We start from the raw sequence: 24,151 nt of genomic DNA on the forward strand, positions 1-24,151 counted from the left end.
GTAAACCTAATTTTTACGAGTGAAACGCGTAAATTTGCTCAGTAAGCAACATATGGCATTGGATTCATAATATAATGACATTACTAACTATAGAGGGGCTTTAAATATGTCTTTAAAGGAAACGTTCGTGGAAGAGTTGGAAAATGTTTTGAACATGGTTGGAGGCAAAGATGGTTCCAGAGATAAGTTATATATTACTCGTAAGAATGTAAGTGATAGCTTAACAAAGGGTGAGCAAGGGTTCGGGTTCATTTCCTTTATTCGCAGTGATCAGGCAGTTAGTGGCCGTTACTCAGGACTATCAATCAAAGTGAATCCTGGAGAGAACCACTATCGAATTTCTCTAGATATTGGTAACGAAGGTTTTGGTGATGACTATCAATTAGCAACCTTGCCAGGAACCCGACGCCGATTTCTAAATTTGCAAAGGAACATTATTAGTTATTCTCAGAATCAAGAGGCTGACATTAAGTCGTTTTGCTCCTTGGAATACGGTGATGATGCACCCAAACGACAATTAAAAGATCTCGAAAAAGAATACAAAGCCGATAATATCGACTCACATCCCCAAGACTTGTTTGTAGCATTCGCAAAAAAGCCTGAGTTGACAGAAGAAATCCGTGATCAATCAAATAATCAGGAAGACTTTTGGCTAATCTTCAAAGCGGTTGTTGCAATTTATGCTGAATTACGGCAATGGTCAAACAAGGGTGAGACTAAAATAGCTAATAAGTTTATTAGGGCAGTTGATGGTGATCATGATGGCAGCCAAGATGTGTCAGCTTATATTCAACAATTATTGAAACATCGTCAATATGTCGTCCTTCAAGGGGCCCCTGGCACTGGAAAAACCTATTTAATGAGCAAATTGAGTGAAAATTACAAACCGTATTTTACTCAATTTCATGCTGAAACAACCTACTCTGATTTTGTGGGTGGTTACCGGCCAATTACTAATAATGGTCAATTAAGTTATCAGTACTTTGAAGGTCCACTATTAAAAGCGATTCGTGCAGCAAAGGAAAACGATAGTCAGAAGGTTCTATTGATGATTGACGAAATCAACCGAGCTAATTTAAGTAACGTTTTAGGCGAAGCATTCTATCTATTTGAAAAGCAAGCTGGTGAGCGTAGAGCTAAAGTACAGCTCGGTGACCCACAGAATCCAATTAGTATTGAAGCCTTACCTTCCAATCTGTATGTTATTGCAACTATGAATACGGCTGACCGATCCTTGGCAGTAGTTGATTTTGCCTTACGACGTCGGTTTGCCTGGTACACGATGCAGCCGCATGCTCTTAAACCAGCTGGCAACCAGACTTTTCATGCAAAACAGTTTGAAGCAATGGACCGCATCTTTCAAACGTACGCAACTAGCGAGGAATTAATGCTAGAACCAGGACAAGCCTACTATCTGACTGATTCCGAAAATGCGAATGCTCTGATGAACGACCGCATGCAATATGAACTTCTTCCTCTTATTCGTGAGTACCTTGAGAATGGGTTAATGACGCAAGCAAAAGATGCCTTGAATCAGTACTTTGTCGATGAACTAAATCAGACATTGTTTATTTAGGAGGGATATCTTGGGTAAAGATTTTCATGTTTCTACCGTTGAGATACCAACCTTCACAGACTATGTCTACCATCTTCCTAAAAGAATGATCGACCACCGAACACCACTTGAGGATCAAGCCACTTTTATTGAGTTAAATCGCGAAGCTTTCTTATATTTAAATATTGAAGCTAGACAAGAAAACGGTGAATTGCATCTGTTAACAAATGGTTATGTAGGGGCAGTCCCATTGCGGATGCCACAGGCGGGCAAGGGAAAAGCAATTACCGATCTCATCGTTAGACCTCGTTATGGCGTTCACGAAACGGATTGGTTTGCCTGGATGAGCCAAATGGCTGATTTTGCTGGTGTTAGCTTGGCACCAGAGACTGATTCTAGATTGAAATTAACCCGTTCTGAGGGGACACCTACTCCGCGTTATTTGATGGCTCAGGAAGTTATCAAAAATATGGTAGCCGTGGTGAAGTCGCGTGACTGGCAGTTGTTTAAGAATGAACGGAAGCTACTCGAACGGCCAGTTGGTAGTGTTAACTGGACAAAGTATGCCAAACAAGCAGCGGACCCGCAGAAAAGATTGTTGTTTCCAACCCAAGTTAATGTGATGACTCAAAACCACACTGAATTTGAACGAGCTTTGAATGTACTTTCTGAAGCTATTCAGATTATTAATAGTAGATTAACGCCGAATCGGGTTAAACAAAATTGTGCCCAGAACATAGCTTTCTTGGGGCATCAAATTTCTTTAAATCGCAGTGTAATGCATGAAACAGAACTCTTTCACATTCAGATGCGAGAAAGTGCGGATGTTCAGAAGTTAAAAGAGTCGCTAAATGTATTTATTCAACAACAGACGAAAAGAGAATATAGCTGGCGGATTGATTTTTCAATGTTGTTTGAGCGATACGTCCAAAAGATACTGGCACATACCGTTGAACGAGTAGATAACAACACCAGAATTGGGCATACACTAACTCCGCATTATCGCCATCAAGTTTCGCAACTGATGCCAAAGTATCTCGAACCCGATATGGTGGCTAAATTTGCTGGTGAGAAGATAGTATTAGATGCTAAGTATAAATCATATTTCTACGATCGATTTGGTGAAGGTCATGAGAGTCAGCAAGAAAGAATACGGCACGATATTCATCAGATTATTGCGTATACAAGTCTAATCGATGCTAGAACTGCCATCGTCATAGCACCAGTTGATGGTGACGAAGTTGTTGAAGAAATATCACAGTATGATCGGATTACTGTCGGCGTGTTGGGGATACCACTTGATCATCGACGTGCTAGGGAGTATGAGAGTAGTATAAGGTTATTTTTTGAGAAAATTACTGAACTTAGTACTGAGAATGATTAATGCTTTTTGTAGAAGAGTATAATGACATTGTAGGCAGGCAATTATATGAAAAAATTATTATTAGCAATGGCGTTATCATTTGGATTTACTTTTGTTGGTGGGACACCGTGTATGCACAGAATCTCCATCAAAATGTGCCACACACATATAGAGGTACATGGAAGTTAGCAAAGTCTTCGTGGTCATGGAAAGGTGAGTCTAAAACGCTAGTTGTTAAGTCCCGATATGTGAAACATCCTGTATTTACATTAGGTGGTAGACGGCTGGGCGTTCATGTAGGTAAAAAGTACGTTTCGCTTTATCAGCTTAATTCTCACGGCAAACGAGCAGGAGAAAACTTTATTTTGGGGAAAGCTCGTTATAAGGGGCATGCAGCCATCCATGTTATATTCGATACAGCTTCACAGTATTACGTTAGAAAGTAATTTTTAAATGTTAAAAACTGAGTTTCTATAAACATTTCTAACGCATTTTTTCGCTGTAGTTATATTTATTTTCGCATTAATTAAGAGGGGTTACATCTTGAGTATCGGTTACGCCAAAACTTAAGGTTGCAGCCCCTTTGGTGTGCCAATTCGTATTATTACTTTAGTGATGTTGTTCCTTGTATTTGTACATGGTAATCTAAAATCAATGGACTTAAAATAAGGTGGTCAGAAGTTGAACTGCAATAGTCATTACAATGGGGTGTAAAAATGGATGAGTATTCTGCTGGTGCTGTTAAATACGGCTTTTGGTTTAATGAGTTTGATCAATTAATTCGGTGGGTTCTTGATGGCACATCAGATCAATCAATTAAGGATCAATTACAAGATGGTGTTTTTCTTAAACAAAAATCACGGCAACGTTCTTTGAACGTGACCTCAAGATTATTAACGCGAATCCATTCATTAACTACAGAACTTCAGAAATTATATCCAGATTTAGACCGTGATAATCAGCGATTATTAGTGCTAATTAGCATTATGAATACTGATCGATTAATTCATGATTTTATGATTACTTGTTTTAAAGATGCAGTGGTATTGGGTGATGAGCGGTTGCAAGACTATGAATTAGATGCTTTCTTTACACGAATGCAAGCCACTCATGAAAGCATTGCCAAATGGCAAGACCAAACAATTACCAGATTAAAGGGGACAATTCGTAACTACCTCAGAGAATCAGGCATTGTTCGTTCGGAAGGTGATGATTTGGTTTTACGCCGTCCATTACTTGATCCAAGACTAATAGATGCACTTGTGAATGCATCATTACAGGAATATTTAGTAACTTTCACAGGGAGGACATATGAGTGATTTAGATAACGATTTTAAACGGTTAGAGCAAAAAATTGGGCAAAAAGAATTTCAGCAGAACCGCGGCTTGTCTAATGAAGTCGGATACTACATTTTTGACTATCGACCAGAAGATGAATTACGGGTTCGAGAATACGTTAAAAACATTGCTAATCGTTCAACTGTTGCCACGATAGGTGCCAATGTAAAAATTTTTAATTTGTATGATTTGATGATGGAGATCTTAGATGATTTTGGTTATACAGCTGGATTTGAAGATCTTGAAAAGAACTTTGGCATGACTCATGTAATTGAGGAAGTCAATAATATCTTGGAAATGAACGAAGAGCATAATCTCATCGTTAAACGCATTGAGTCACAGCTTTCTGATGATGAGCCAACAATTATTTTTATTACCGGAGTCGGAGAAGTATTTCCATTATTGCGATCGCATAAAGTGTTAAACACTATGAATCAAGTAATTGATCAATCTCCCGTTATTATGTTTTATCCTGGCAAGTATGATGGCCTTCACTTACGGATGTTTGGTGAGCTTGAGGACGATAATTATTACCGGGCATTTAGTTTGAGAATGGAGTGGAACGAACGTGAAGATTAAAGAGTTATTTGCAAAGCCAATTGATCGCGATATTCAAGGGGTGATCAAGGTTGGGCAAGAAGATGATAAGCGTGTTCGTCAGGAATTGGAAGAATATGTTGTCACTCGAGAATTACAAGAACAGTTCGCAAACTTTTTTACAGCCTATGAGAAAGCATTACAGGGACCGACAGATGATATGGGTGTGTGGATTTCTGGGTTTTTTGGTTCTGGGAAATCGCATTTCTTAAAAATTATTTCTTATATTCTAGAAAACCGTCAAGTAGATGGGCAACCTGCCGTTACCTTTTTTAAGGATAAAATTACTGATCCTATGACATACAACCGCATGGAACGTGCTGCTGGATCAGATACTCAGGTTATTCTGTTTAACATTGATTCAAAAGCTAAGAGTGGTGAAAAGCAGGAGAATAGTGTCATTATTAATGTTTTTCTCGATGTTTTTAATGAGATGCAGGGGTACTCAGATAAAAATGCTTGGATTGCAGATCTTGAACGTCAATTAGATCAATCTGGTGATTATGAAGCATTTAAGAACAAATATAAAGAGTTAGAGAAGAATCACCTTAGCTGGGACATTGGACGTGACCATTATTCAATGAATATGGGAACGATCAAAGATACTTTAGTGCAATTAAATATCAAGTCTGAAGGTGATGCTCAAGGCATTATAGACAGTATTATGCAGCCTTATCAAATTAATCTTAGCTCGTTTGCGAAGCTAGTTAATGATTTCTGCGATAAAACAGGGAAAAGATTGACCTTTATGGTGGATGAAGTAGGTCAATTCGTGGGTAAAAGCGAGCAACGAATGCTGAATCTACAAACTCTTGTTGAAGAGCTAGGAACAGCTACTCATGGTAAGGCCTGGGTTATCGTGACCTCTCAACAAGCGATTAATGAAGTTACTGCAAATATCAATGGCCAAGATTTTTCTAAAATTCAAGGACGTTTCAAGACTAGAATTGCAATGAGTTCTGCTAATGTCGATGAAGTAATTAAACGACGATTACTAGAGAAAACGGACAGTGCACACCAGGAATTATCAGGCGTCTATGAAGCTAATGCTGCCTCTCTTAATAATGCGATTGATTTCGATGATGGACCAACTCGGCAAAAATTCACTAATGGTGCTGAATTTGCTGAAAATTATCCGTTTGTACCATATCAATTTCAATTATTACAACATGTTTTAACCGCTGTCCGGACCCATGGCTCAGATGGTAAACATTTGTCTGAAGGGGAACGGTCGATGCTGTCCATTTTCCAAGAATCAGCAAGACGATTGATGAACGATGAAGAGGGTAAGTTAGTCCCATTTTCACTTTTCTTCGAGGGACTCGTTCAATTTCTTGATCATACCCACCGAATTGTTATTGAAAATGCACGTGATAATAGTACTTTGAATCCTGATAAAGAAAAGAATCCATTGACGCTTCAAGTATTGAAAGTCCTGTTCATGGTAAAATATTTAGATAATTTTGAAGCTACTGAGAATAACATAGTCACGTTAATGATCGACGAGATTAACGTTGATCGAATTGAACTCACGAAAAATGTCCACGCTGCATTGTTGGCACTTCAACATGAAGGAATCGTTGAAAAGCACTTTGAAGATTATATTTTTCTGACGGATGCTGAACAAGATATCAATACTGGAATTGAAAAACAAGAGATTAATTCAGCAGATATTACCAATACACTGCAACAGTTATTATTCAATAATAAAGAAATTGCAGAAAAGTATAATTATCCTAAACTACACAACCGCTATAGTTTTAATTTCAACCGATTTTTGGATGGTAAACCATATGGTAAATATAACAATCAGCTCAATATTAAACTATTTACACCGCTGAGTGATTATTTTGGTGATGAATTGACTTATGCTCAAGAAACAACGGTTCCGGGGAGCTTAGTTATAGCAATGCCAAACGATCGAAGCTACATTGACCACATTACTCGATCATTAAAAATTAAACAGTATATTTTAAGTAATACCAATAATCAAGAATCTCGTTTTCGATTATTGATTGATGAACGGCAAAGTGAACGGGTTCAAATAGATAAAAAAGCCGAACAGCAACTATTTAATGCACTAGAAAGCGCTACTTTATATGTTTCAGGAGCACCTATTAAGAGCAAACACGATTTTAAAAATCGTTGTGAAGAAGCTGAAAAAGCTGTTGTAGACGATGCTTACCGTAAGTTGAGTTATATCGAGGTTGCTAAAGATGCTCATGATATTACGCAGTTGTTTGCAGATGAAGGAATGGTCTCAACTGATGAAAATAGTACGGCGGTTGCTGAAGTTTCGGACTATCTACAACAAAAAGCCCAAGCAGGTAGTCAACATTCAACATTGAAGTCTGTACTGACTCGCTTTCAAGATATTCCTTACGGTTATACAGAAGCGGATACGGAATGGCTAGTGGCTTCTTTATTTAAGCAAGGAAATATTAAAGTTAGCCTGAATGGTGAAAGCATCAGTCCAATCTCCACACCGGCTTCTCAAATTACAGAATATCTTACCAAAAAGCAATTTTCAGAAAAGATAGCAATTCAATGTCGCAAAGAAGTTGCTCCTCGTGATTTGAAAAAATTAAGAGAAGTTGCAGGTGATGTTTTTAATAAAAAAACCTTTAGTTCGGATGATGCAGAGACGGTAGCAACTGAAACACGGACAAAGGTAAAATCTGACTATGAATTATTAACTAATTTTGAAAACATGAATAAATTTTTCCCTGGCCATGATATTTTACAACAAGGGGAAAAATTAATACATGAGTTGGCAATAACCAGTGATACTGATTCATTTATAAACATTGTCGTTTCTAAAGCTGAGGACTTACTCGATTGGTATGATGACTACGAAGAAAGAGGTATTAGAGATTTCTACTTCAGTGCTGAAATGCAGAAAATTTGGCAAGCAGGTCTAAATGACTTAGAAATTTACGATAATTCCCATGACTTTATAGCTGATGCAGAACTTGAAGAAATTATTCAAAAGCTTCAAAAATTATTGAATTCCAACCGTGCTGATAATAATGTACGTGAGATTAATAAATTAGATCAACAGTTTGATGTAAAGTTTAGTCAAGTTTTTGATGCTAAATTAGCGAATAAACTTACAGAAATTGAAAACATACAGCAAAATGGGTTAGATTTTTTAAAGCGATCTGAAGTGGCGACAGATAAATTACTGAAACCACAACAACGTTTTGATTCAATGATTGAAACTATTAAAAAAGATGCTAAAGAAGCTAAAACGTTGAATGCTTTAACGATCACCTCTAATCGTGCAGATGCTGTTTTTGACCAATTGACTAATACAGTTGAAATATTGATAAAGGAACAAGAGCCCGATCCGGATCCATTAACACCGCCAACAGACGATGTTAAGCCAGCTAAAAAATCAATTGAAACTGTACGGGTCAGAGATGTAGTTAATACTAATCAATGGCATATTACTAGTGAGGCGGACATTAAGAATTACCTTAATTCTTTGGAACAACAATTAAAGATAAAATTATCTGATACTAACGAAATTAACGTTAAATTCTAACTTGACTGAACGGAGAAATTAAATGGATAAACGTGTCATTAATAAATTTGCAGTCCAAGCGCGTCGTGATCTGATTCTAAGTGTTACGTTACGTCTGCAAACACTTGGAATTACAGAAAATGGGGCTGTTGAAAAGAACGATCGGTCAACCGCACAAGCAGAGTATTACAACGATAATACAACACCATTGGAAGGCGCGGACATTGCTCGACGGGCCAAAATTGTTCAACGATTACAAGAAACTGCTCAAAACAGTGATTGGAAAAGTGCTTATCAGGATTTGATTGAAGAAGTTGCTTACACTTGGTTTAACCGAATTATTGCGATTCGGTTTATGGAAGTTAACGATTATTTACCATCTGGTGTCCGTGTACTCTCTTCAGTGGAGGGACGTAATGAACCTGATATTATGTTTTACGCAAATGATATAGAGGCTGACATTGGTACTTATACCAAAGCAGAACATGAATTGATTCAACGGGCTACAGATCAACAGTTGCCTGCTGATCTTGATCGTATGTATCAAATGCTGTTTATTAAGCAAGCTAATGCTTTGAATGCGAATCTACCTAAGTTGTTTGAGCGCACTGATGACTATATGCAGCTTTTGTTCACTCCCAGCTATAATCGCGGTGTAATTGCAGACTTAGTGGAACAGATTCCAGAAGCAGATTTCGATATTTCTAGTGATGACAGTCAGGGACAAGTTGAGATTATTGGGTGGCTGTATCAGTATTATAATCAAGAACCTCATAACGAAGTTGTTAACATTAATGGTGGGCCAGTTAAAGAACGAGATATTCCTGCAGCCACCCAGCTTTTCACGACTGATTGGGTTGTGCGGTATATGGTCGATAACTCATTAGGACGTTATTACCTGGAACACACACCGGATTCAAAACTAGCCACACATTTGAAGTATCTGTTACCAGGTGACTTAAATATGTCATCAGAAACGTTAGACCTTACTAAATTACGCATTTTGGATAATGCTATGGGCTCAGGACATATTCTGGTTTACGCATTTGATGTTTTAATGAAAGTCTACGAGGAACAAGGATACTCATTACGAGAAGCAGCTCAATTGATTGCGACGCAAAATCTATATGGCTTAGAAATTGATAAACGAGCCTATCAATTAGCATATTTTGCAATTATGATGAAAGTTCGTCAATATGATCGACGAGCGTTAACCCGCCAGTTAAACTTAAATTTACTTGTATTTGAGAATACACAAAACTTAACTGACAACTTCTTTAGCCAATTAGAACTCTCCGTAGAGCAACGTAGCCAATTACTAGAGTTGCGGGATGATTTCTTACATGCGAAAACATTGGGATCAATTATACATTTTGAACGTCAATATGATGTTCAATCATTGTTGAGAACTATCAATGGATTAAATGAAAATACTCAACATAATTTATTTATTACGAGTGCTGATTTGGCACAATTACAGCAGATGGTTCAAATAGTTGGCGTATTACAGGCTAAATACGATGTTGTGGTGACTAATCCGCCCTATCTTAATAAGATGGATAAATCACTGAAAAATTATGTTAAAAAGTATTACAAAAATTATTCAGGAGATCTGTTTTCAATCTTTATCTGGATAAATATTAACATGACTCGGCCTGATGGGTATGCTGCTTATATGACGCCGTTTGTGTGGATGTTTATTAAAACATACGAAAAATTACGACTTAACATATTAGATAATCAGTCTATTTCAAGCTTAATTCAAATGGAGTATTCGGCTTTTGAAGAAGCAACTGTGCCAATTAATACCTTTGTATTGAAGAATTCAAACAAGGAAATAAACCATATTGGGACTTATCTTAAGCTTTCGGCCTTTAAGGGTGGTATGGATATTCAAAAAGATAAAGTATTAGAGGCTGTATTGAATCCTACAGTAAAATATCTTTATCGAACTAATCAAGCGAACTTTGGTAAGATTCCGGGAAGTCCAATTGCTTATTGGGCTAGTTTGGCTTTATTGAAAGATTTCACTATCGGGAAACCACTTAACAAATTTGTTGATGTAAAGCATGGTATGACCACAACTGATAATAACCGATTTATTAGGCAATGGTATGAAATTGTTTTCCAAAATATTCAGTTCCATGAAAAAACAGTAACTGAAGCAGCACAATCTAATAAAAAATGGTTTCCATTCAATAAAGGTGGAGCATTCAGACGTTGGTCGGGAAATTATGATTATGTAGTTAATTACCAATATGATGGCTTAGAAATTAAAGCTAATGCACTAAAACGATATCCATATTTAAAGACTCCTGATTTTGTCGTACCCAATTCAAGGTATTACTTTCACCCTTGTGTTACCTGGTCAGATATTGGGAGTGGTCTTTTCAGTATGCGATTTCGAGAACAAGGTTCTATTATGGGGAATAAAGGGCCAAGCGCATATTCAAAGGATAAAAGTGCGTTATTAACAGTTCTAGGGCTTATGAATTCAGTTGTTGGACAACATATTATTCGAATGATTAATCCGACAATTACAAGGAATGTGCAGGATGTGGGAAAAACTCCCGTTATTATCTTTGATAACAGGAAAATTTTAAGACGGATTCAAGAAAATATTTTTATAACTCAGGGAGAATGGAACTCATTTGAAACTTCTTGGGAGTTCTTACAAAACATACTTATAAAACATATCGCTGAGCATAATCAAAACTGGACCATTGAGGCTGCATACAATCAATGGGAGCAGGAAGCGTTAAATCGCTTTAATCAACTGAAAGCAAATGAAGAAGAACTCAATCGATTCTTCATTGATCTTTCGGTCTTCAAGATGAGTTAACACCTGAGGTGGCAGATAAAGATGTATCAGTACGAAAAGCTGATTTACCACCGGATATTAAAGCATTCTTGTCTTACTTTATTGGTGTAACTTTTGGTCGATATTCGCTGGATGTTCCAGGATTAGTGTATGCCGGTGGTCAATGGGATAGTGATAAATATAAGACTTATCAGCCTAATAAAGATGATATTATTCTACTTACGGATGATGATTACTTTGGAGATCAAAGAGACATTATTAACCGGCTAAAGTCTTTCTTGACGATTACGTTTGGTGAGAGTCATTTAGATGAAAATCTTCGTTTTATTGCTAATGTATTAGGCAAAAAGGGAGAGACCCCTGAAATACAAATTCGGAAGTACTTTATTGATGATTTTTACAAGAAGGATCATCTATCAACTTATCAAAAGCGACCGATTTATTGGCAATTTACTTCTGGTAGACAGGGGGGATTTAGAGCCTTAATGTACTTACATCGTTATGATGAGAATACGTTGGCTATGATTCGAACATCATACCTTCATCCGCTGCAGGAAGCATATGAGAATAGGCGAGTACAATTACAGAAATTAGCTGAGAGTGAAATCAATACGAAACAGCGCAATCAAATGACCAAGCGTGTAACCACCCTTGGGAAAATGATTGATGAAATTATTAAATATGATAGTGCGCTCCAACATGTTGCTAACATGCACGTTGAGCTTGACCTAGATGATGGTGTACTTGTTAACCATGAAAAAGTGCAGGGCGGACAAAAAATACTAAATCCGTTAAAATAGGCATTATAAAAGGGCTCTTCACGAATTAGATATCAATTCGTAAGGAGTCTTCTTTTTAGGTGTGCTGATTATTCAGAGTGTGCCAAAAAAAGTGCCAACTTATTCTTGTGAAATAATATCGATAATTCGATCTGTATCCTGTTCTTCAAGTTCTTTTATAACGTGTAGATAAGTTGATTGTGTCGTTGTAATATTTGCATGTCCTAGTCGTTTAGACACTGATAAAACACTAATACCTTGATAGAGTAAAATTGAGGCGTGTGTCTGAGTCCGTGAAAAGTGATTCTAGGCAAATTTAATGACGTTAACTTTGCCGTTAATATTTTATTGATTTCAGCACTTACGGGTGTCTTACCATCTTTTAGAAAAATTGGTGAACTAGAAGCTATCTCATGGCTATTTGAGGACTGTTGTAGTGCTTTGATTGCAGCAATGTTAACCGAAATACGACGCACTAAACTTGGTGTTTTAGTTTTTTTAAAACCGGTGTGATATTTATAATCCCATGTTTTGTTGATGTTAATTTGATTTAACTCATTATCAAGATCTTCAGGTGTTAGGCCAATAACTTCAGCGTAGAGCATGCCGGTAATAGCAGCTATATAGATGATTAATTGTTTGCGTTCTGTTAAGTCTAGGTGCTGGATAAGGCACTGCCATTCAGCGTAGTTTAGTGCTTTTTTTGGATGCTTAACTGTATGTCCACTTACAACTGCTTTCCGAGTAGGATCAATTGGAATAATACGCTCGTCCAAAGCATCCAACATAGCTGCATAAATTTGTTTATGAAATGTTGAAACCGTTCGAGGTGCATGATCAACCGCAAATTCGTTAAGTTTTTCTTGATATAGGGACCGGCTGATGTCTTTAAGCAAAATATGGCCAAATAATCGTTTGATATGTTGTAGTGTATTACCATATTTGATTAAAGTTACATCACTCACAGAATTTTCTTTATACAGCTGTACCCAACGCGCAAAATAGTCTGTAAATGGAATGTTACCAGCTCGATAATGTTGCACACTAATATAATTTGATTTTACTTGGCTGGCGGCTAATTCGGCATTACTTTTAAGTGAAAATCCTGATTTACGTAGCTTTTTGTAAGTGCCATCAATATCCTTATATGAAATTCCGTACTGCCAAACATTGCCCCATTTTCGATAACTAACCATAATTTATGCCACTTCTTTGTGTGGTATAACTACTAAGTTGGCACAAAATTGGCCCAGAGGCATGTAGATTTATGAAAATGTATGAGTTTGAGCGATTATGCTCAACGATGTGAGAAACTAGTGAAAATTTATCAAAATTCCAAGAGGTTTCATCTAAATTCCAGTTAATATCTGAAATTAAAATATTATTTTGAAATATTTTTTCGATTGCTGGTGATAAATGAGTATTTACTACGGGAAAATTTCTAAAATCACCAATTTGCATATTAATGGTTGGATTTAATAATTTAAAAATATAATTTCCTAATTTTGAGTTAAGCATTACTAATGTTAGTTATAACATTTTTTATCTCCAAATGCTTCTTTGCCAGCACTATCATGTATACTTCCCTGACGTCGAAATCGAATACTAAAACCACCGCTAGTTATTAATGACCATGTAATTGCTTGCTTAAAGTAAGTAGTTTCACTCATCACTCTAGATTTAGTTTGTTGTGTTCCACGAGTAAAGAACCTTATTTGTTGTCCATTATTCTCCCAGTTAATAATGTAATCATAGTTTCCGCTCCACTTCCGATAAGACCCTCTTTTATTGTATGGGAACCATTTTGCGTGTGAGAGCGTTGCCTCTTAATTTGACTTAACTTTAAATTCTATCTTATCTATTCTTACTTCATACCATTGACGTAAAAAGCGCGCGTTATCCCCAGTAGTTAAATCAGCTTTAGGATCCACTACTGAATCCAAGGAAAGTCCTTTCTCGAAATCTTGAAGTAAGTATTGACTGACCCAATAAGCAATTGGATTTCCCGGAATCTTGCCAAGGTTCGTTTGATTAGTTCGATAAAGATATTTTACTGTAGGATTCGATACAGCCTCTAATACTTTATCTTTTTGAATATCCATACCACCCTTAAAAGCCGAAAGCTTAAAATAAGTCCCAATATGGTTTATTTCCTTGTTTGAATTCTTCAATACAAAGGTATTAATTGGTACAGCTACTTCTTCAGTTGCTTCTTCAAAAGCCGAATACTCCATTTGAATTAAGCTTGAAATAGACTGATTATCTAATATATTAAGTCGTAATTTTTCGTATGTTTTAATAAACATCCAAACAAATGGCGTCATGTAGGTAGCATACCCAACAGGTACAGTCATATTGATATTCAACCAAATAAAGACCGAAAACAGATCACCTGAATAGCTCTTATAATACTTTTTCACGTAATCTTTAAGGGGTTTATCCATTTTGTTTAGGTACGGTGGGTTAGTTACTACCACGTCGTACTTAATTTGCAGCATCTGCCGCAATTGTGACAAATCATCCTTTCTCACAAATAAACTGCTTTGCTCAGTATCTGATAACGAATCAATAGCATTAGTTAGTGCTTGAGTATCATATTTATGATCTAGGTGGATGATGGATCCAAGCGTTTTAGCCTGTAAAAAGGTATCTCGAAGTTTTGTTAACTGTTCGCGCTGATTGCTTGTTATGGCTAACTGATTCAAGAAATCATTTGTTATATTTTTAGTACTTTCAAACGTAAATAGATTCAGTCCTAAATGCCGCTTCAGTGCTCGTCGATCATACTGACGAACTTTCATCATAATAGCAAAATATGCTAGTTGATAGGCTCGTTTATCGATTTCTAAACCAAACAAATTATGTGTGGCAATCTGTTGTGCTGCTTCGCGTCGAGAATAACCTTGTTCTTCATAAATCTGCATCAAAACGTCAAATGTATAAACTAAAATATGACCAGAACCCATTGCATTATCTAAAACACGTAATTTAGACAGATCTAACGTGTCCCTTACTCTATTTAAATCACCTGGCAATTGATATTGTAAATGATCTGCCAATCCGGAATCAGGTGTATGTTCCAAATAGTAACGTCATAAGGAATTATCGACCATATGCCTCACTACCCAATCAGTTGTAAAAAGCTGGGTGGCAGCCGGAATATCACGTTCTTTAACTGGACCACCGTTAATATTAACGACCTCATTGTGTGGCTCTTGATTATAATATTGATACAGCCACCCAATAATTTCAACTTGCCCTTGGCTATCATCACTAGAAATATCAAAATCTGTTTCCGGAATCTGTTCCACTAAGTCTGCAATTACACCGCGATTATAGCTGGGAGTGAACGATAATTACTGACGTCATCTAGTATTCAATTACTGGATTCGTTATACTAATTGCAAGAGAATAATTGCATGGACGATGCATGATAGTGGAGATATGAAAACGTATGGCTGATCTAGATTTAACACAAATAGTAACCGCAATTGAATCATTGTTTACTGAACGTAATCACTTTGTTTTTTGGTTTGATGATCAAGGCGAATTTGTCGATAATATTACAGAGATTGCGACTGCTTTGAAAGAAATGGTGATTGTAATGCAGCCGCAAGAACAATTCAAAACTAAAATTCAGTTGGTAGACATGCAACGCCAGCAGCAAGATGCACTGGTGTATTCACCTGCACCGATGCCACCCATTGAGCTTAATCATTTAGAGGACTTTATTCGTTTTTCTAAGCGTTACTCAGCCGATGCTACTTCGATGTTATTAGAAGAACTTGGCATTCCGGAGAATAATCGAACTACTTTGGTAACCTATGCATCATTTTTTGCGAATAAAGAACGTAAGGAACGGTTTAAAACACGTTATCATCATCAATCTGATCTTGAAATGGTGATGATGTCCGCATTAGCGAAGGCTAAAGATGCTAGTATGACTTCTATCTTGCAGGCAGTCTGTCAGGATACCTTAGACGCTAATAATCAGTATCTTGTTAGTTTTGACAAATATGGATTATTAACTTCATTTTGGAGTCATGTTGAGCGTGCTTACGGTTTTTCTGAAGCACAGCCAACACTGCTACATCTAATGACGGCAATGTTTGTTAATACGGCATTTGATCAGGCAGAAATTAAGTTACCAACGGGGTTACATGCCTATACCTTAACTAATAACAGTAATGCCATTACGTATTTGAAAAACACTCGTGATTCCGTTACATATCGCGGTGCAATTAAACAAATTGCTAATCAGGTTTGGTTAACTATTCAAGGTGATCAACTATTTGGCAGATTAGAGATTATTCAACTCGTTAAAGTTGATGTTTTTCCAGAAGTTGACCCAATGATCTTAAAATGGTTGACTGGGCGCTTAGTAGCGGAGGATTATTCTGTTCAGGTTAACAACCAATCAATACCAGAATTGATAGCTGATCGGTTGACTCGAGCATACGCAGAAGATTATCAAATTGCTTATCAGCTGCAAAATGAGGCATTTACGTTATTGACACTTGACTTACAAGCCACACCGAATAATTTTGAAACGGCTGTTACACAATATGTTAGCCATGATTATCAACTTGATACGAGTTATCGATTGTTCACTATGGCGTTCAGTCAGATTCAACCGCAATTGGAAGCAACGATTGAACCCTTACGTAACAAAGTTGAAGCGAAGTACCTTAATGACTTTCTGAGTGCTGTTGTACCCAATTGGACGGCTAACTATGCACCGTCTAAAGTACCTACTAATCATCAGCAAAGTCACTTTTACTACGATGATATTCGTCATAATAAAGAGCGAACTGTGGTCTTAATTTCAGATGCATTTCGCTTTGAAGCGGGGAAGTCATTACAAGCACAATTGGATAGTCGAGATGTTGTAGATACGTCAATGGATTATCGAATAACTGGACTACCTTCCGTTACTTACTTTGGCATGCCAGCATTATTACCTAACCAACAATTGACATATACGCACGATAACACGGTGTTAGTTGATGGACAGGAAGCCAATAATACAGAAAAACGTGAACTGGTTCTTCAAAACGTTAATCCTAACAGTCGGGCTCTTCAGGTAAAAGACTTCCTAGAAATGGATTCTAAAAAACGTAAGGCAACGTTAACTGATCAAAAAGTGATCTATCTTTATCATAATATCATTGACACAACAGGTGAAAAATCAATCACTGAACAAACCGTTTTTTCGGCAACTGACAAAACCATTAATGAGCTTGCACGAACAATTGAAATTTTAAGAAATCTTAGCGTTAGTCATATTGTGGTAACAGCTGATCACGGTTATATTTATCGTCAATCAGCTTTAGATAGCGCTAATAAAATCGATGTGGCTAAAGAGAATTATGATGCTATTAGTGGCGAGAAGAAGGAACAACGCTATTTAATTAGTCAAAAGCCACTGCAGTTAACTGGTGTTATAGCTCAATCGTTGGGAGAGCTACTTGGCAATGAAGACTCACGATGGATTAGTTATCCGAAGAATTTTGATATTTTTTCAGCTCCTGGGCCAAGTCAAAATTACGTGCATGGCGGTTGTTCGCCACAAGAAATGATCATTCCTGTCTTAGATATTCATACTCGTAAAGGTCGCTCACAAGCAGCCCCGGTAACTGTTCATGATGTTACAGCAATGAACCGAATTACGTCCCGTGAAGTTAATGTTCAAATTATGCAGGACGATGCGCTTAGTGACACCGTAATTGCTGCCAGTTTCCGAGTATACTTTGTTGATGACCAAAATCAGGTTATTTCTGAAATTCAAACATTGACGGCAGAGAGTACCGCAGATTTACCGACGGATCGAATTCAAACACTTCGGTTAGCGTTAAAGGACGTTAAATACGCCACTGGACAGCATTACTCATTAGTTATACAAAATACTGACACTAAGACAGAAAAACGTTCTGACTACACGATGGACATGGTGATTGGAGGAGGATTCGGCTTTGACATCTGAGGAACAACAGACACGACAGAAGACGATATTGACTAAATTGGAAGAGTTTTTCCAAGGACGTTATGTACGTAAAGATTTAACTCAACGAATTAAAGAAGGAGCCAATGTTCCAACTTATGTTCTAGAATTTCTATTAGGCCAGTACGCTAATGGGTCTGATTCAGAAGCGATTGAACATGGGGTTGAAAACGTCAAACGAACTTTAGCGAATAATTATGTTCGACCGGATGAAGCCGAAAAAATTAAATCAAAAATCCGTGAAAATGGTTCTTATACGGTAATTGATAAATTAACGGTTTATTTAAATACAGCAGAAGATCGCTATGAGGCAAGTTTTAGTAACTTAGGAATTGATGGCGTTCCTGTAGATGAACGTTATCCCCAAGACTATGAGCGCTTATTGATTGGTGGTATTTGGTCCATAGTTCGACTTAGTTACGATCATGAAAGTGAAGATCATTTTCATATAGAAGACCTTACCCCTGTTCAAGTACCGTTTGTTGATATGAAGGAGATTTACTCTGGTCGGAGTGAATTCACGACTGATGAGTGGATTGATCTTTTATTACGTTCTATGGGAATGGAGCCAGATGAGTTTGATGATCGTGTTAAATGGTTATTAATTTCACGACTGATTCCATTAGTTGAAAATAACTATAATCTTGTGGAATTAGGACCTCGGGGGACGGGGAAATCACACGTATATAAAGAACTATCACCCAATTCAATTTTAGTTTCTGGTGGGCAAACTACTGTGGCTAACCTTTTCTATAACATGACGCGTCATGAGGTCGGTTTGGTCGGCATGTGGGATACGGTTGCTTTTGACGAGGTTGCTGGGATTAATTTTAAAGATCAAGATGGCATCCAGATCATGAAGGATTACATGGCTTCTGGTTCATTTGCTCGCGGAAGAGCTGAAATTCAAGCAAGTGCAGGAATGGTATTTGTTGGTAATATCAATCAGAGCGTGGATGTTTTATTACGAACTTCTAACTTATTTGAACCATTTCCAGAAGTAATGGGAACCGATACTGCTTTTTTGGACCGAATTCACAACTATTTACCAGGCTGGGAAATTCCAAAGTATAAACCAGCTTTCTTTACGAGTGGTTTTGGCTTTATTACTGATTATCTTGCAGAAGTGATGCGAGAGTTGCGTAAGATCTCTTACGGAGATGCTTTTGATGAATACTTCTCACTGGGCTCTCAGTTGAATCAGCGTGATACAATTGCCGTTCGTAAGACTGTTTCTGGGATGATCAAGTTATTGTATCCTAATGGTGAATTTTCTAAAGAAGACGTGGCCCAGGTACTTACATTTGCTTTAGAAATGAGACGACGGGTTAAGGAACAACTTAAGAAAATTGGTGGCATGGAATTTTATGATGTCAACTTTTCCTATATTGATCGAGAAACTCAAATCGAAACCTATGTGGGTGTTCCGGAGCAAAGTTCCGCAACACTAATTCCAATGGGAACTGAAAAGCCAGGCTTTGTTTATGTCATTGGGCACGATTCCGATGAGAGATTAGGCTTATTCAAGTTAGAGTCTCAAGTAATGTCTGGTAACGGTAAGCTTGAAAAAACGGGGATTGGTAATCAGCGTGAAGCTCGTGAGTCTATGGATGCCGGCATGAGATTGTTACTGACCAATTTCCGTAAAATTGATCAACGTATTGCGCCTAAGCGACATAATTTTGTTTTGAATGTCAGCAACCTTAATGGAACAGACACAACGAGCCATTTAGCCCTAGCTAGTTATATTGCACTTGCTTCAATTGGTGTTAGCAGGCCAACCCTCGATAGTTTAGTTGTTATTGGTGATATCACAATTAGTGGCGAACCTAGAATGGTTGATGACTTGGCTGATACGCTACAAGTTGCTAAAGAGAGTGGTGCTAAAAACGTTCTTTTGCCAATTTCGGTTGTTGAGAAGCTTTCAGAAGTGCCTTCTGAAGTTGTAGCTACCTTTAACTTGATCTTTTACTCTTCAGCTGATGATGCAGTATATAAGGCACTGGGAGTTAACTAAAGGGTCTCTAGGGCTTTGATTTCAAAACTGTCTAACCAAGGAGAAATGTGTAATGGACGGAAATATTCAATATACTGCTCAGTATCTACAGGGTGGCACAAAATTTATTATTCCAGTTTATCAACGTAATTATGACTGGACAATTGATAACTGTCGTAGATTATGGAATGATTTCGTAAAGATCAAATCAGAAAATCGGCCAACTCATTTCTTCGGAAGTATTGTGGTTAAACCAGCAGATCTTGCTCAGGAAACTATTATTATTGATGGCCAACAAAGAATTACGACGGTTTCACTATTGATACTAGCTATCGCGAACTGGATGAGCGCTAATAATAAGACCGATGAAAGATTTAAGCCAGATAAAATAAAAGAACAGTTTCTTATTGCACCATTTTCCAGCGATAAAAATCCTCAAAAGCTAGTACCAATCAAGCGTGATGCTCAAGCTTATTATGCATTATTTTCAAGTCCGAAAAATTATGTTCAAGGATCGAATATTACCAATAATTATCAATTCTTTTATGACGAGTTAGATCATTTGAAAATTCCGATAGATGATTTAATGCGTAGCATCAGTGGACTGCAAATAATGGTGGTGAATTTAAATTCTCCAGATGATGATGCCCAACTGATCTTTGAAAGTCTTAATTCGACAGGCCTAGGATTAACTGATGCCGATAAGATTCGAAATTTTTTGTTGATGCGCCATAGTGTACCAGATCAGGGGAAAATATTTCAAGATTACTGGGAACCGATTGAAAAGTTTACAGATTTAAGGGTTACTAGTTTCTTTCGTGATTATTTAACAATTAAAAATTCTAAAACACCGATTAATAAGGCTATTTACGAAACCTTTAAAGAATATTTCAATATCAAAGTGGCTGATAAATGGGCTTTTTTTGAGGACCTTCTGCTATTTGCTCAAGGATTCTATCAAATTAGTAATGCTGCTACGGACCTGCCGATGGCGAACCGTATACTAAAGCGGCTGAATTATCTAGACGTGACAGTTCAACGTTCCTTTTTAATTGCTATGCTGGTGGCACATGCTCAAGAGAAAATATCTGATTCTGATTTTATTGATACGTTAAAGATCACTGAAAATTTTCTTGCCCGTCGAATGATTGCCGAGGTACCTTCAAATGGTCTGAATAAAATATTTGCTACTCTTTATAGCGAAACAATGCGATATCATGAAAATCAAGATATTGGCTTGAAAGAGATACTCATCTATTTGTTGAATGCAAGAAGTGGGTCGGGCAGATATCCACACAATGAAGAAATTATTAATAGTTTGAAGTCACGGGATATGTATAATATTAATCACTATTTTAGAACGTATTTCTTTGAGCGCTTGGAGAATGGTGATACACATGAACCTCTAAACGTGTATAAGGGTATTGAAGAACGTCAGTACAGCGTGGAACATATTATGCCACAAAAATTAAATCAATCTTGGAAGAAAGATTTAGGAGAACAGGCTGACGACGTTCATACAAAGTGGTTACACAATCTGGGAAATCTAACACTTACTGGTTATAATTCCGAGTACAGCAACCGACAGTTTTCGGAGAAAAAGTTAATGCCTGGAGGATTTAATCAAAGCCATTTTGTTAACTTAAATTACCTACCTGCGCGTTCAGAAAAGTGGACGGAAAATGAAATTCAACAAAGATTAAGTCAATTGATAAAGCTCTCCCTTGAAAGATGGCCTGAGATGCACTCTGAGTTTGTGCCAACATCTGCTGACAAAGAGATGCAGCCATTTGATGGAATCAATCATTTTGTTGGTTATAAATTAATGGGGTACAGTTTTCTCGACGATGACTATGTTGCAGAGCGGCGGTGGAAAAACTTCTACCTCCAGATAGTAAGAAAATTGTACGATATCAATTCAACAATTCTCATTGATTTAGTGAACCAGAGTGGTACAGCAGGCTTGGCTGCCCAGTTCAGTGACATAGATGGTGATAACTATGATCAAGTAGCACCAGGTATTTACCTAAATACTCATGTTGGAAACTGGGATAAAATGCAAGAAATCAAAAACTTGTTTGATAAATACGAAATACATTATGACGAGCTTTTGTTGCAAGCTAAACAGATAAAACTAGATGAGAAATAATTCAAACTCCATTTCACAGGGGATGGGGTAACGATTGCTGGTGGCCAATCACCACAATCTGAATTTGATCAACACCTGATTGCTAAGCGACAAACTGACGTCAACTTTAGCACCAGTGTTTCAGTCAAGTTTGATCCTAAGAACTATATGCAGCTGGCTGGACTAGGCCTGTACCTGGACATTGATAACTATGCCTTTTTGGCAATCAGCTATGATGAAAAAGTTGGTCGGTCAATCACTTTACTTAAGGCGGAAAAGAGTGAATTTAGTATCTTAACTTCGCCAATCGCCGTTAAGAGTGAAGCTGTAACCCTAAAGGCTGATGTTACCGGCATCACGGGGACTTTCTCCTTCATCGATGGCAATCACGAAGTCGAAATCAACCCGAAGCTAGACCTGAGTTTCTTATCAGGTGGTTTCACAGGTAACTTCATTGCCCTTGATACGATTGATATGGGACAGTATAATCGCGCTAAGGCAACGTTTAATTCGTTTGATTATCAACCAAAATAGTTTTTAACACGACCTTCGTGACACTCTTCTTAAGATCGAGAGCATCACAATTTAATAACCTAAACTGACATAATAACGCCCGCAGTTGATCACTGCGGACGTTTTTATTTATCATCAAAATATAATTAAATTTTAATTTTTCTATTGACACGGTTCTTGCCATGGTTAATAATAACAACAAGTTGAACAACAGAAAAAGCTTGAGGATGAGTAAGCTTATTTTGTCAGTTTTAGAGAGTCACTGTGTTGGTGAAAGGTGATACTGGCATTGAGCTGAAGATGGTCTGAATAATGTTGATTTGGTAAGCTTTTGTGAACCAAATTCGGGTGCGCCCGTTATAGCGGTAGGATATCTGACACTTGTCATGTATCTGAAGAGTCATAAATGAGTATTTATGAAATTAAGGTGGTACCGCGAAAGAGCGCTTTCGTCCTTTTTCTACAACAGTAGATTAAGACGAAGGCGCTCTTTTCGTCTGTTAGGAGTGAATCGCAGAATGACCAAAATTTTAACGTATCACGTACGGGAAGATGAACAGCCGTTCATAGATGAATGGGCAACTAAGCATCAGATCCAGGTAGATAGCGTACCTGACGAGTTGCATGATGACACGGTTGATTGGGCGGAAGGATATGATGGCATTAATTATAAGCAACGAAAAACACTCTCTGATGAACCAGAGCTTTACAAGAAGTTAAGCAGCTTTGGTTTGAAACAATTGGCTGTTCGTTCCGCTGGGATCGATACCGTCAATTTAAAATGGGCAACCCAAAATGGCCTCCGAGTCACAAACGTCCCGTCGTATTCTCCAGAAGCCGTTGCTGAGCTTGCATTGACCCAATCACTACAGCTGATTCGCCATATTCCACAATTCAATGAGCGTTTGAGTCATAACGATTACGTTGTTCTTGGATTACGTTCACGTGAATTGACGGAGTTAACCGTTGGTATTATTGGCGTTGGCCGGATTGGTGGCACGTTGGCGCGACTATTCCACGCTCTGGGTGCAACCGTGATTGGTAATGACATTCGTGGACCAAGAGAGGATTTACGTGGCATCCTAACCTACGTCAGCAAGGAGGAATTGTACCAACGAGCTGATATCATCTCCGTCCATGTTTGGGGCAGTGCGGATAATCGCCACCTGATTGGTGAAAAGCAGTTTACACAGTTCAAACCAACCGCATACTTCATTAACGATTCTCGGGGCCCAGTGGTGGATACGCAGGCACTGATTGAAGCTTTGAATTGCCAAGAGCTGGCTGGTGCAGCACTAGATGTGGTCGAGGATGAAACCCAGATCTTCAATTTACGTTTTGACCATGAAACACCGGTGCCACATTATAATCGACTTCGCCAACTTGATAACGTTCTATTGACACCGCACATTGGCTTTTTTACCGATCACGCGGTCAAAAACATGGTGATGCAGTCATTGGACGATACGTTAGCTGTTATTTCCGGTGGTCACAGTGCACATGAAGTCAGTCTTAACTAGCAGATGAAAAGGGG

At 37.7% G+C, this 24,151-nt stretch carries 15 protein-coding genes, 1 pseudogene and 1 other annotated feature; of the genes and pseudogenes, 13 read left to right on the forward strand and 3 right to left on the reverse strand.

Annotation, left to right across the window (positions count from 1 at the left end; all coding sequences use genetic code 11):
• Positions 1–106: 106 nt before the first annotated feature.
• The 8 genes from HC026_RS00700 to HC026_RS12965 all read left to right on the forward strand — a co-directional run bounded on the left by HC026_RS00700 (position 107) and on the right by HC026_RS12965 (position 12,000).
• Entirely contained in the window at positions 107–1,576 is a 1,470-nt protein-coding gene (locus HC026_RS00700) for an McrB family protein (protein ID WP_168924049.1), read from the forward strand.
• A gap of 10 nt (positions 1,577–1,586) precedes the next feature.
• Complete coding sequence (locus HC026_RS00705) at positions 1,587–2,939, forward strand: 5-methylcytosine restriction system specificity protein McrC (RefSeq protein WP_168924050.1); 1,353 nt, start codon at positions 1,587–1,589, stop codon at positions 2,937–2,939.
• The gene (locus HC026_RS00710; RefSeq protein ID WP_168924051.1) at positions 2,939–3,364 is read left to right on the forward strand and encodes a hypothetical protein; all 426 of its coding nucleotides are present in this window, start codon (positions 2,939–2,941) and stop codon (positions 3,362–3,364) included. The genes HC026_RS00705 and HC026_RS00710 overlap by 1 nt, the downstream gene beginning before the upstream one ends.
• A 270-nt stretch (positions 3,365–3,634) precedes the next feature.
• Positions 3,635–4,237: a DUF1819 family protein gene (locus HC026_RS00715; protein WP_168924052.1), complete on the forward strand. Its 603-nt coding sequence runs from the start codon at positions 3,635–3,637 to the stop codon at positions 4,235–4,237.
• Complete coding sequence (locus tag HC026_RS00720) at positions 4,230–4,835, forward strand: DUF1788 domain-containing protein (protein ID WP_168924053.1); 606 nt, start codon at positions 4,230–4,232, stop codon at positions 4,833–4,835. The genes HC026_RS00715 and HC026_RS00720 overlap by 8 nt, the downstream gene beginning before the upstream one ends.
• Positions 4,825–8,400 (forward strand): BREX system P-loop protein BrxC, encoded by a 3,576-nt coding sequence (brxC, locus tag HC026_RS00725; protein ID WP_168924054.1) that lies wholly within the window; start codon positions 4,825–4,827, stop codon positions 8,398–8,400. The genes HC026_RS00720 and brxC overlap by 11 nt, the downstream gene beginning before the upstream one ends.
• 22 nt (positions 8,401–8,422) lie before the next feature.
• A complete protein-coding gene (gene pglX, locus HC026_RS00730; RefSeq protein ID WP_332871167.1) occupies positions 8,423–11,221 on the forward strand; it encodes a BREX-1 system adenine-specific DNA-methyltransferase PglX in 2,799 nt (932 codons plus the stop codon).
• Between the two features lie 8 nt (positions 11,222–11,229).
• Positions 11,230–12,000, forward strand: a complete 771-nt coding sequence (locus tag HC026_RS12965; protein WP_332871168.1) for a BREX-1 system adenine-specific DNA-methyltransferase PglX — start codon at positions 11,230–11,232, stop codon at positions 11,998–12,000.
• Between the two features lie 99 nt (positions 12,001–12,099).
• Here the strand turns inward: HC026_RS12965 and HC026_RS00735 are convergent.
• The 3 genes and pseudogenes from HC026_RS00735 to HC026_RS00745 form a co-directional block, all read right to left on the reverse strand.
• Positions 12,100–13,175 (reverse strand): annotated as a pseudogene (locus tag HC026_RS00735) (tyrosine-type recombinase/integrase).
• A 630-nt stretch (positions 13,176–13,805) separates the two neighbouring features.
• The gene (locus HC026_RS00740; protein WP_168924055.1) at positions 13,806–15,062 is read right to left on the reverse strand and encodes an Eco57I restriction-modification methylase domain-containing protein; all 1,257 of its coding nucleotides are present in this window, start codon (positions 15,060–15,062) and stop codon (positions 13,806–13,808) included.
• 9 nt (positions 15,063–15,071) lie between these two features.
• Entirely contained in the window at positions 15,072–15,290 is a 219-nt protein-coding gene (locus HC026_RS00745; RefSeq protein ID WP_168924056.1) for a hypothetical protein, read from the reverse strand.
• A gap of 143 nt (positions 15,291–15,433) precedes the next feature.
• On the opposite strand from HC026_RS00745, the gene pglZ reads away from it, so the two are divergent.
• The 5 genes from pglZ to HC026_RS00770 all read left to right on the forward strand — a co-directional run bounded on the left by pglZ (position 15,434) and on the right by HC026_RS00770 (position 24,137).
• Positions 15,434–17,962, forward strand: coding sequence for a BREX-1 system phosphatase PglZ type A (gene pglZ, locus HC026_RS00750; RefSeq protein ID WP_168924057.1), 2,529 nt, complete (start codon positions 15,434–15,436; stop codon positions 17,960–17,962).
• A complete protein-coding gene (gene brxL / locus HC026_RS00755; protein ID WP_168924058.1) occupies positions 17,952–19,997 on the forward strand; it encodes a protease Lon-related BREX system protein BrxL in 2,046 nt (681 codons plus the stop codon). Before pglZ ends, brxL begins: the two co-directional genes overlap by 11 nt.
• Positions 19,998–20,049: 52 nt before the next feature.
• The gene (locus HC026_RS00760; RefSeq protein WP_168924059.1) at positions 20,050–22,125 is read left to right on the forward strand and encodes a DUF262 domain-containing protein; all 2,076 of its coding nucleotides are present in this window, start codon (positions 20,050–20,052) and stop codon (positions 22,123–22,125) included.
• Between the two features lie 33 nt (positions 22,126–22,158).
• Positions 22,159–22,638, forward strand: a complete 480-nt coding sequence (locus HC026_RS00765; protein ID WP_168924103.1) for a beta-xylosidase family glycoside hydrolase — start codon at positions 22,159–22,161, stop codon at positions 22,636–22,638.
• Between the two features lie 194 nt (positions 22,639–22,832).
• Positions 22,833–23,077, forward strand: a binding site (T-box leader).
• 58 nt (positions 23,078–23,135) lie between these two features.
• Positions 23,136–24,137 carry a D-2-hydroxyacid dehydrogenase gene (locus HC026_RS00770; RefSeq protein ID WP_168924060.1) on the forward strand — a complete coding sequence of 334 codons (1,002 nt, stop codon included), beginning with the start codon at positions 23,136–23,138 and terminating at the stop codon, positions 24,135–24,137.
• Positions 24,138–24,151: the final 14 nt, after the last annotated feature.

Origin of the sequence: Secundilactobacillus angelensis, assembly GCF_012641075.1 — a bacterium.
GTDB lineage: Bacteria > Bacillota > Bacilli > Lactobacillales > Lactobacillaceae > Secundilactobacillus > Secundilactobacillus angelensis.

Excerpts from the sequence above, each read along its gene's own strand:
- HC026_RS00760 (WP_168924059.1), top strand. The coding sequence starts at position 20,050 with ATGGACGGAAATATTCAATATACTGCTCAGTATCTACAGGGTGGCACA.
- pglZ (WP_168924057.1), top strand. The coding sequence starts at position 15,434 with ATGGCTGATCTAGATTTAACACAAATAGTAACCGCAATTGAATCATTG.
- HC026_RS00700 (WP_168924049.1), top strand. The coding sequence starts at position 107 with ATGTCTTTAAAGGAAACGTTCGTGGAAGAGTTGGAAAATGTTTTGAAC.
- HC026_RS00715 (WP_168924052.1), top strand. The coding sequence starts at position 3,635 with ATGGATGAGTATTCTGCTGGTGCTGTTAAATACGGCTTTTGGTTTAAT.
- HC026_RS00720 (WP_168924053.1), top strand. The coding sequence starts at position 4,230 with ATGAGTGATTTAGATAACGATTTTAAACGGTTAGAGCAAAAAATTGGG.
- pglX (WP_332871167.1), top strand. The coding sequence starts at position 8,423 with ATGGATAAACGTGTCATTAATAAATTTGCAGTCCAAGCGCGTCGTGAT.
- HC026_RS00710 (WP_168924051.1), top strand. The coding sequence starts at position 2,939 with ATGCTTTTTGTAGAAGAGTATAATGACATTGTAGGCAGGCAATTATAT.
- HC026_RS00770 (WP_168924060.1), top strand. The coding sequence starts at position 23,136 with ATGACCAAAATTTTAACGTATCACGTACGGGAAGATGAACAGCCGTTC.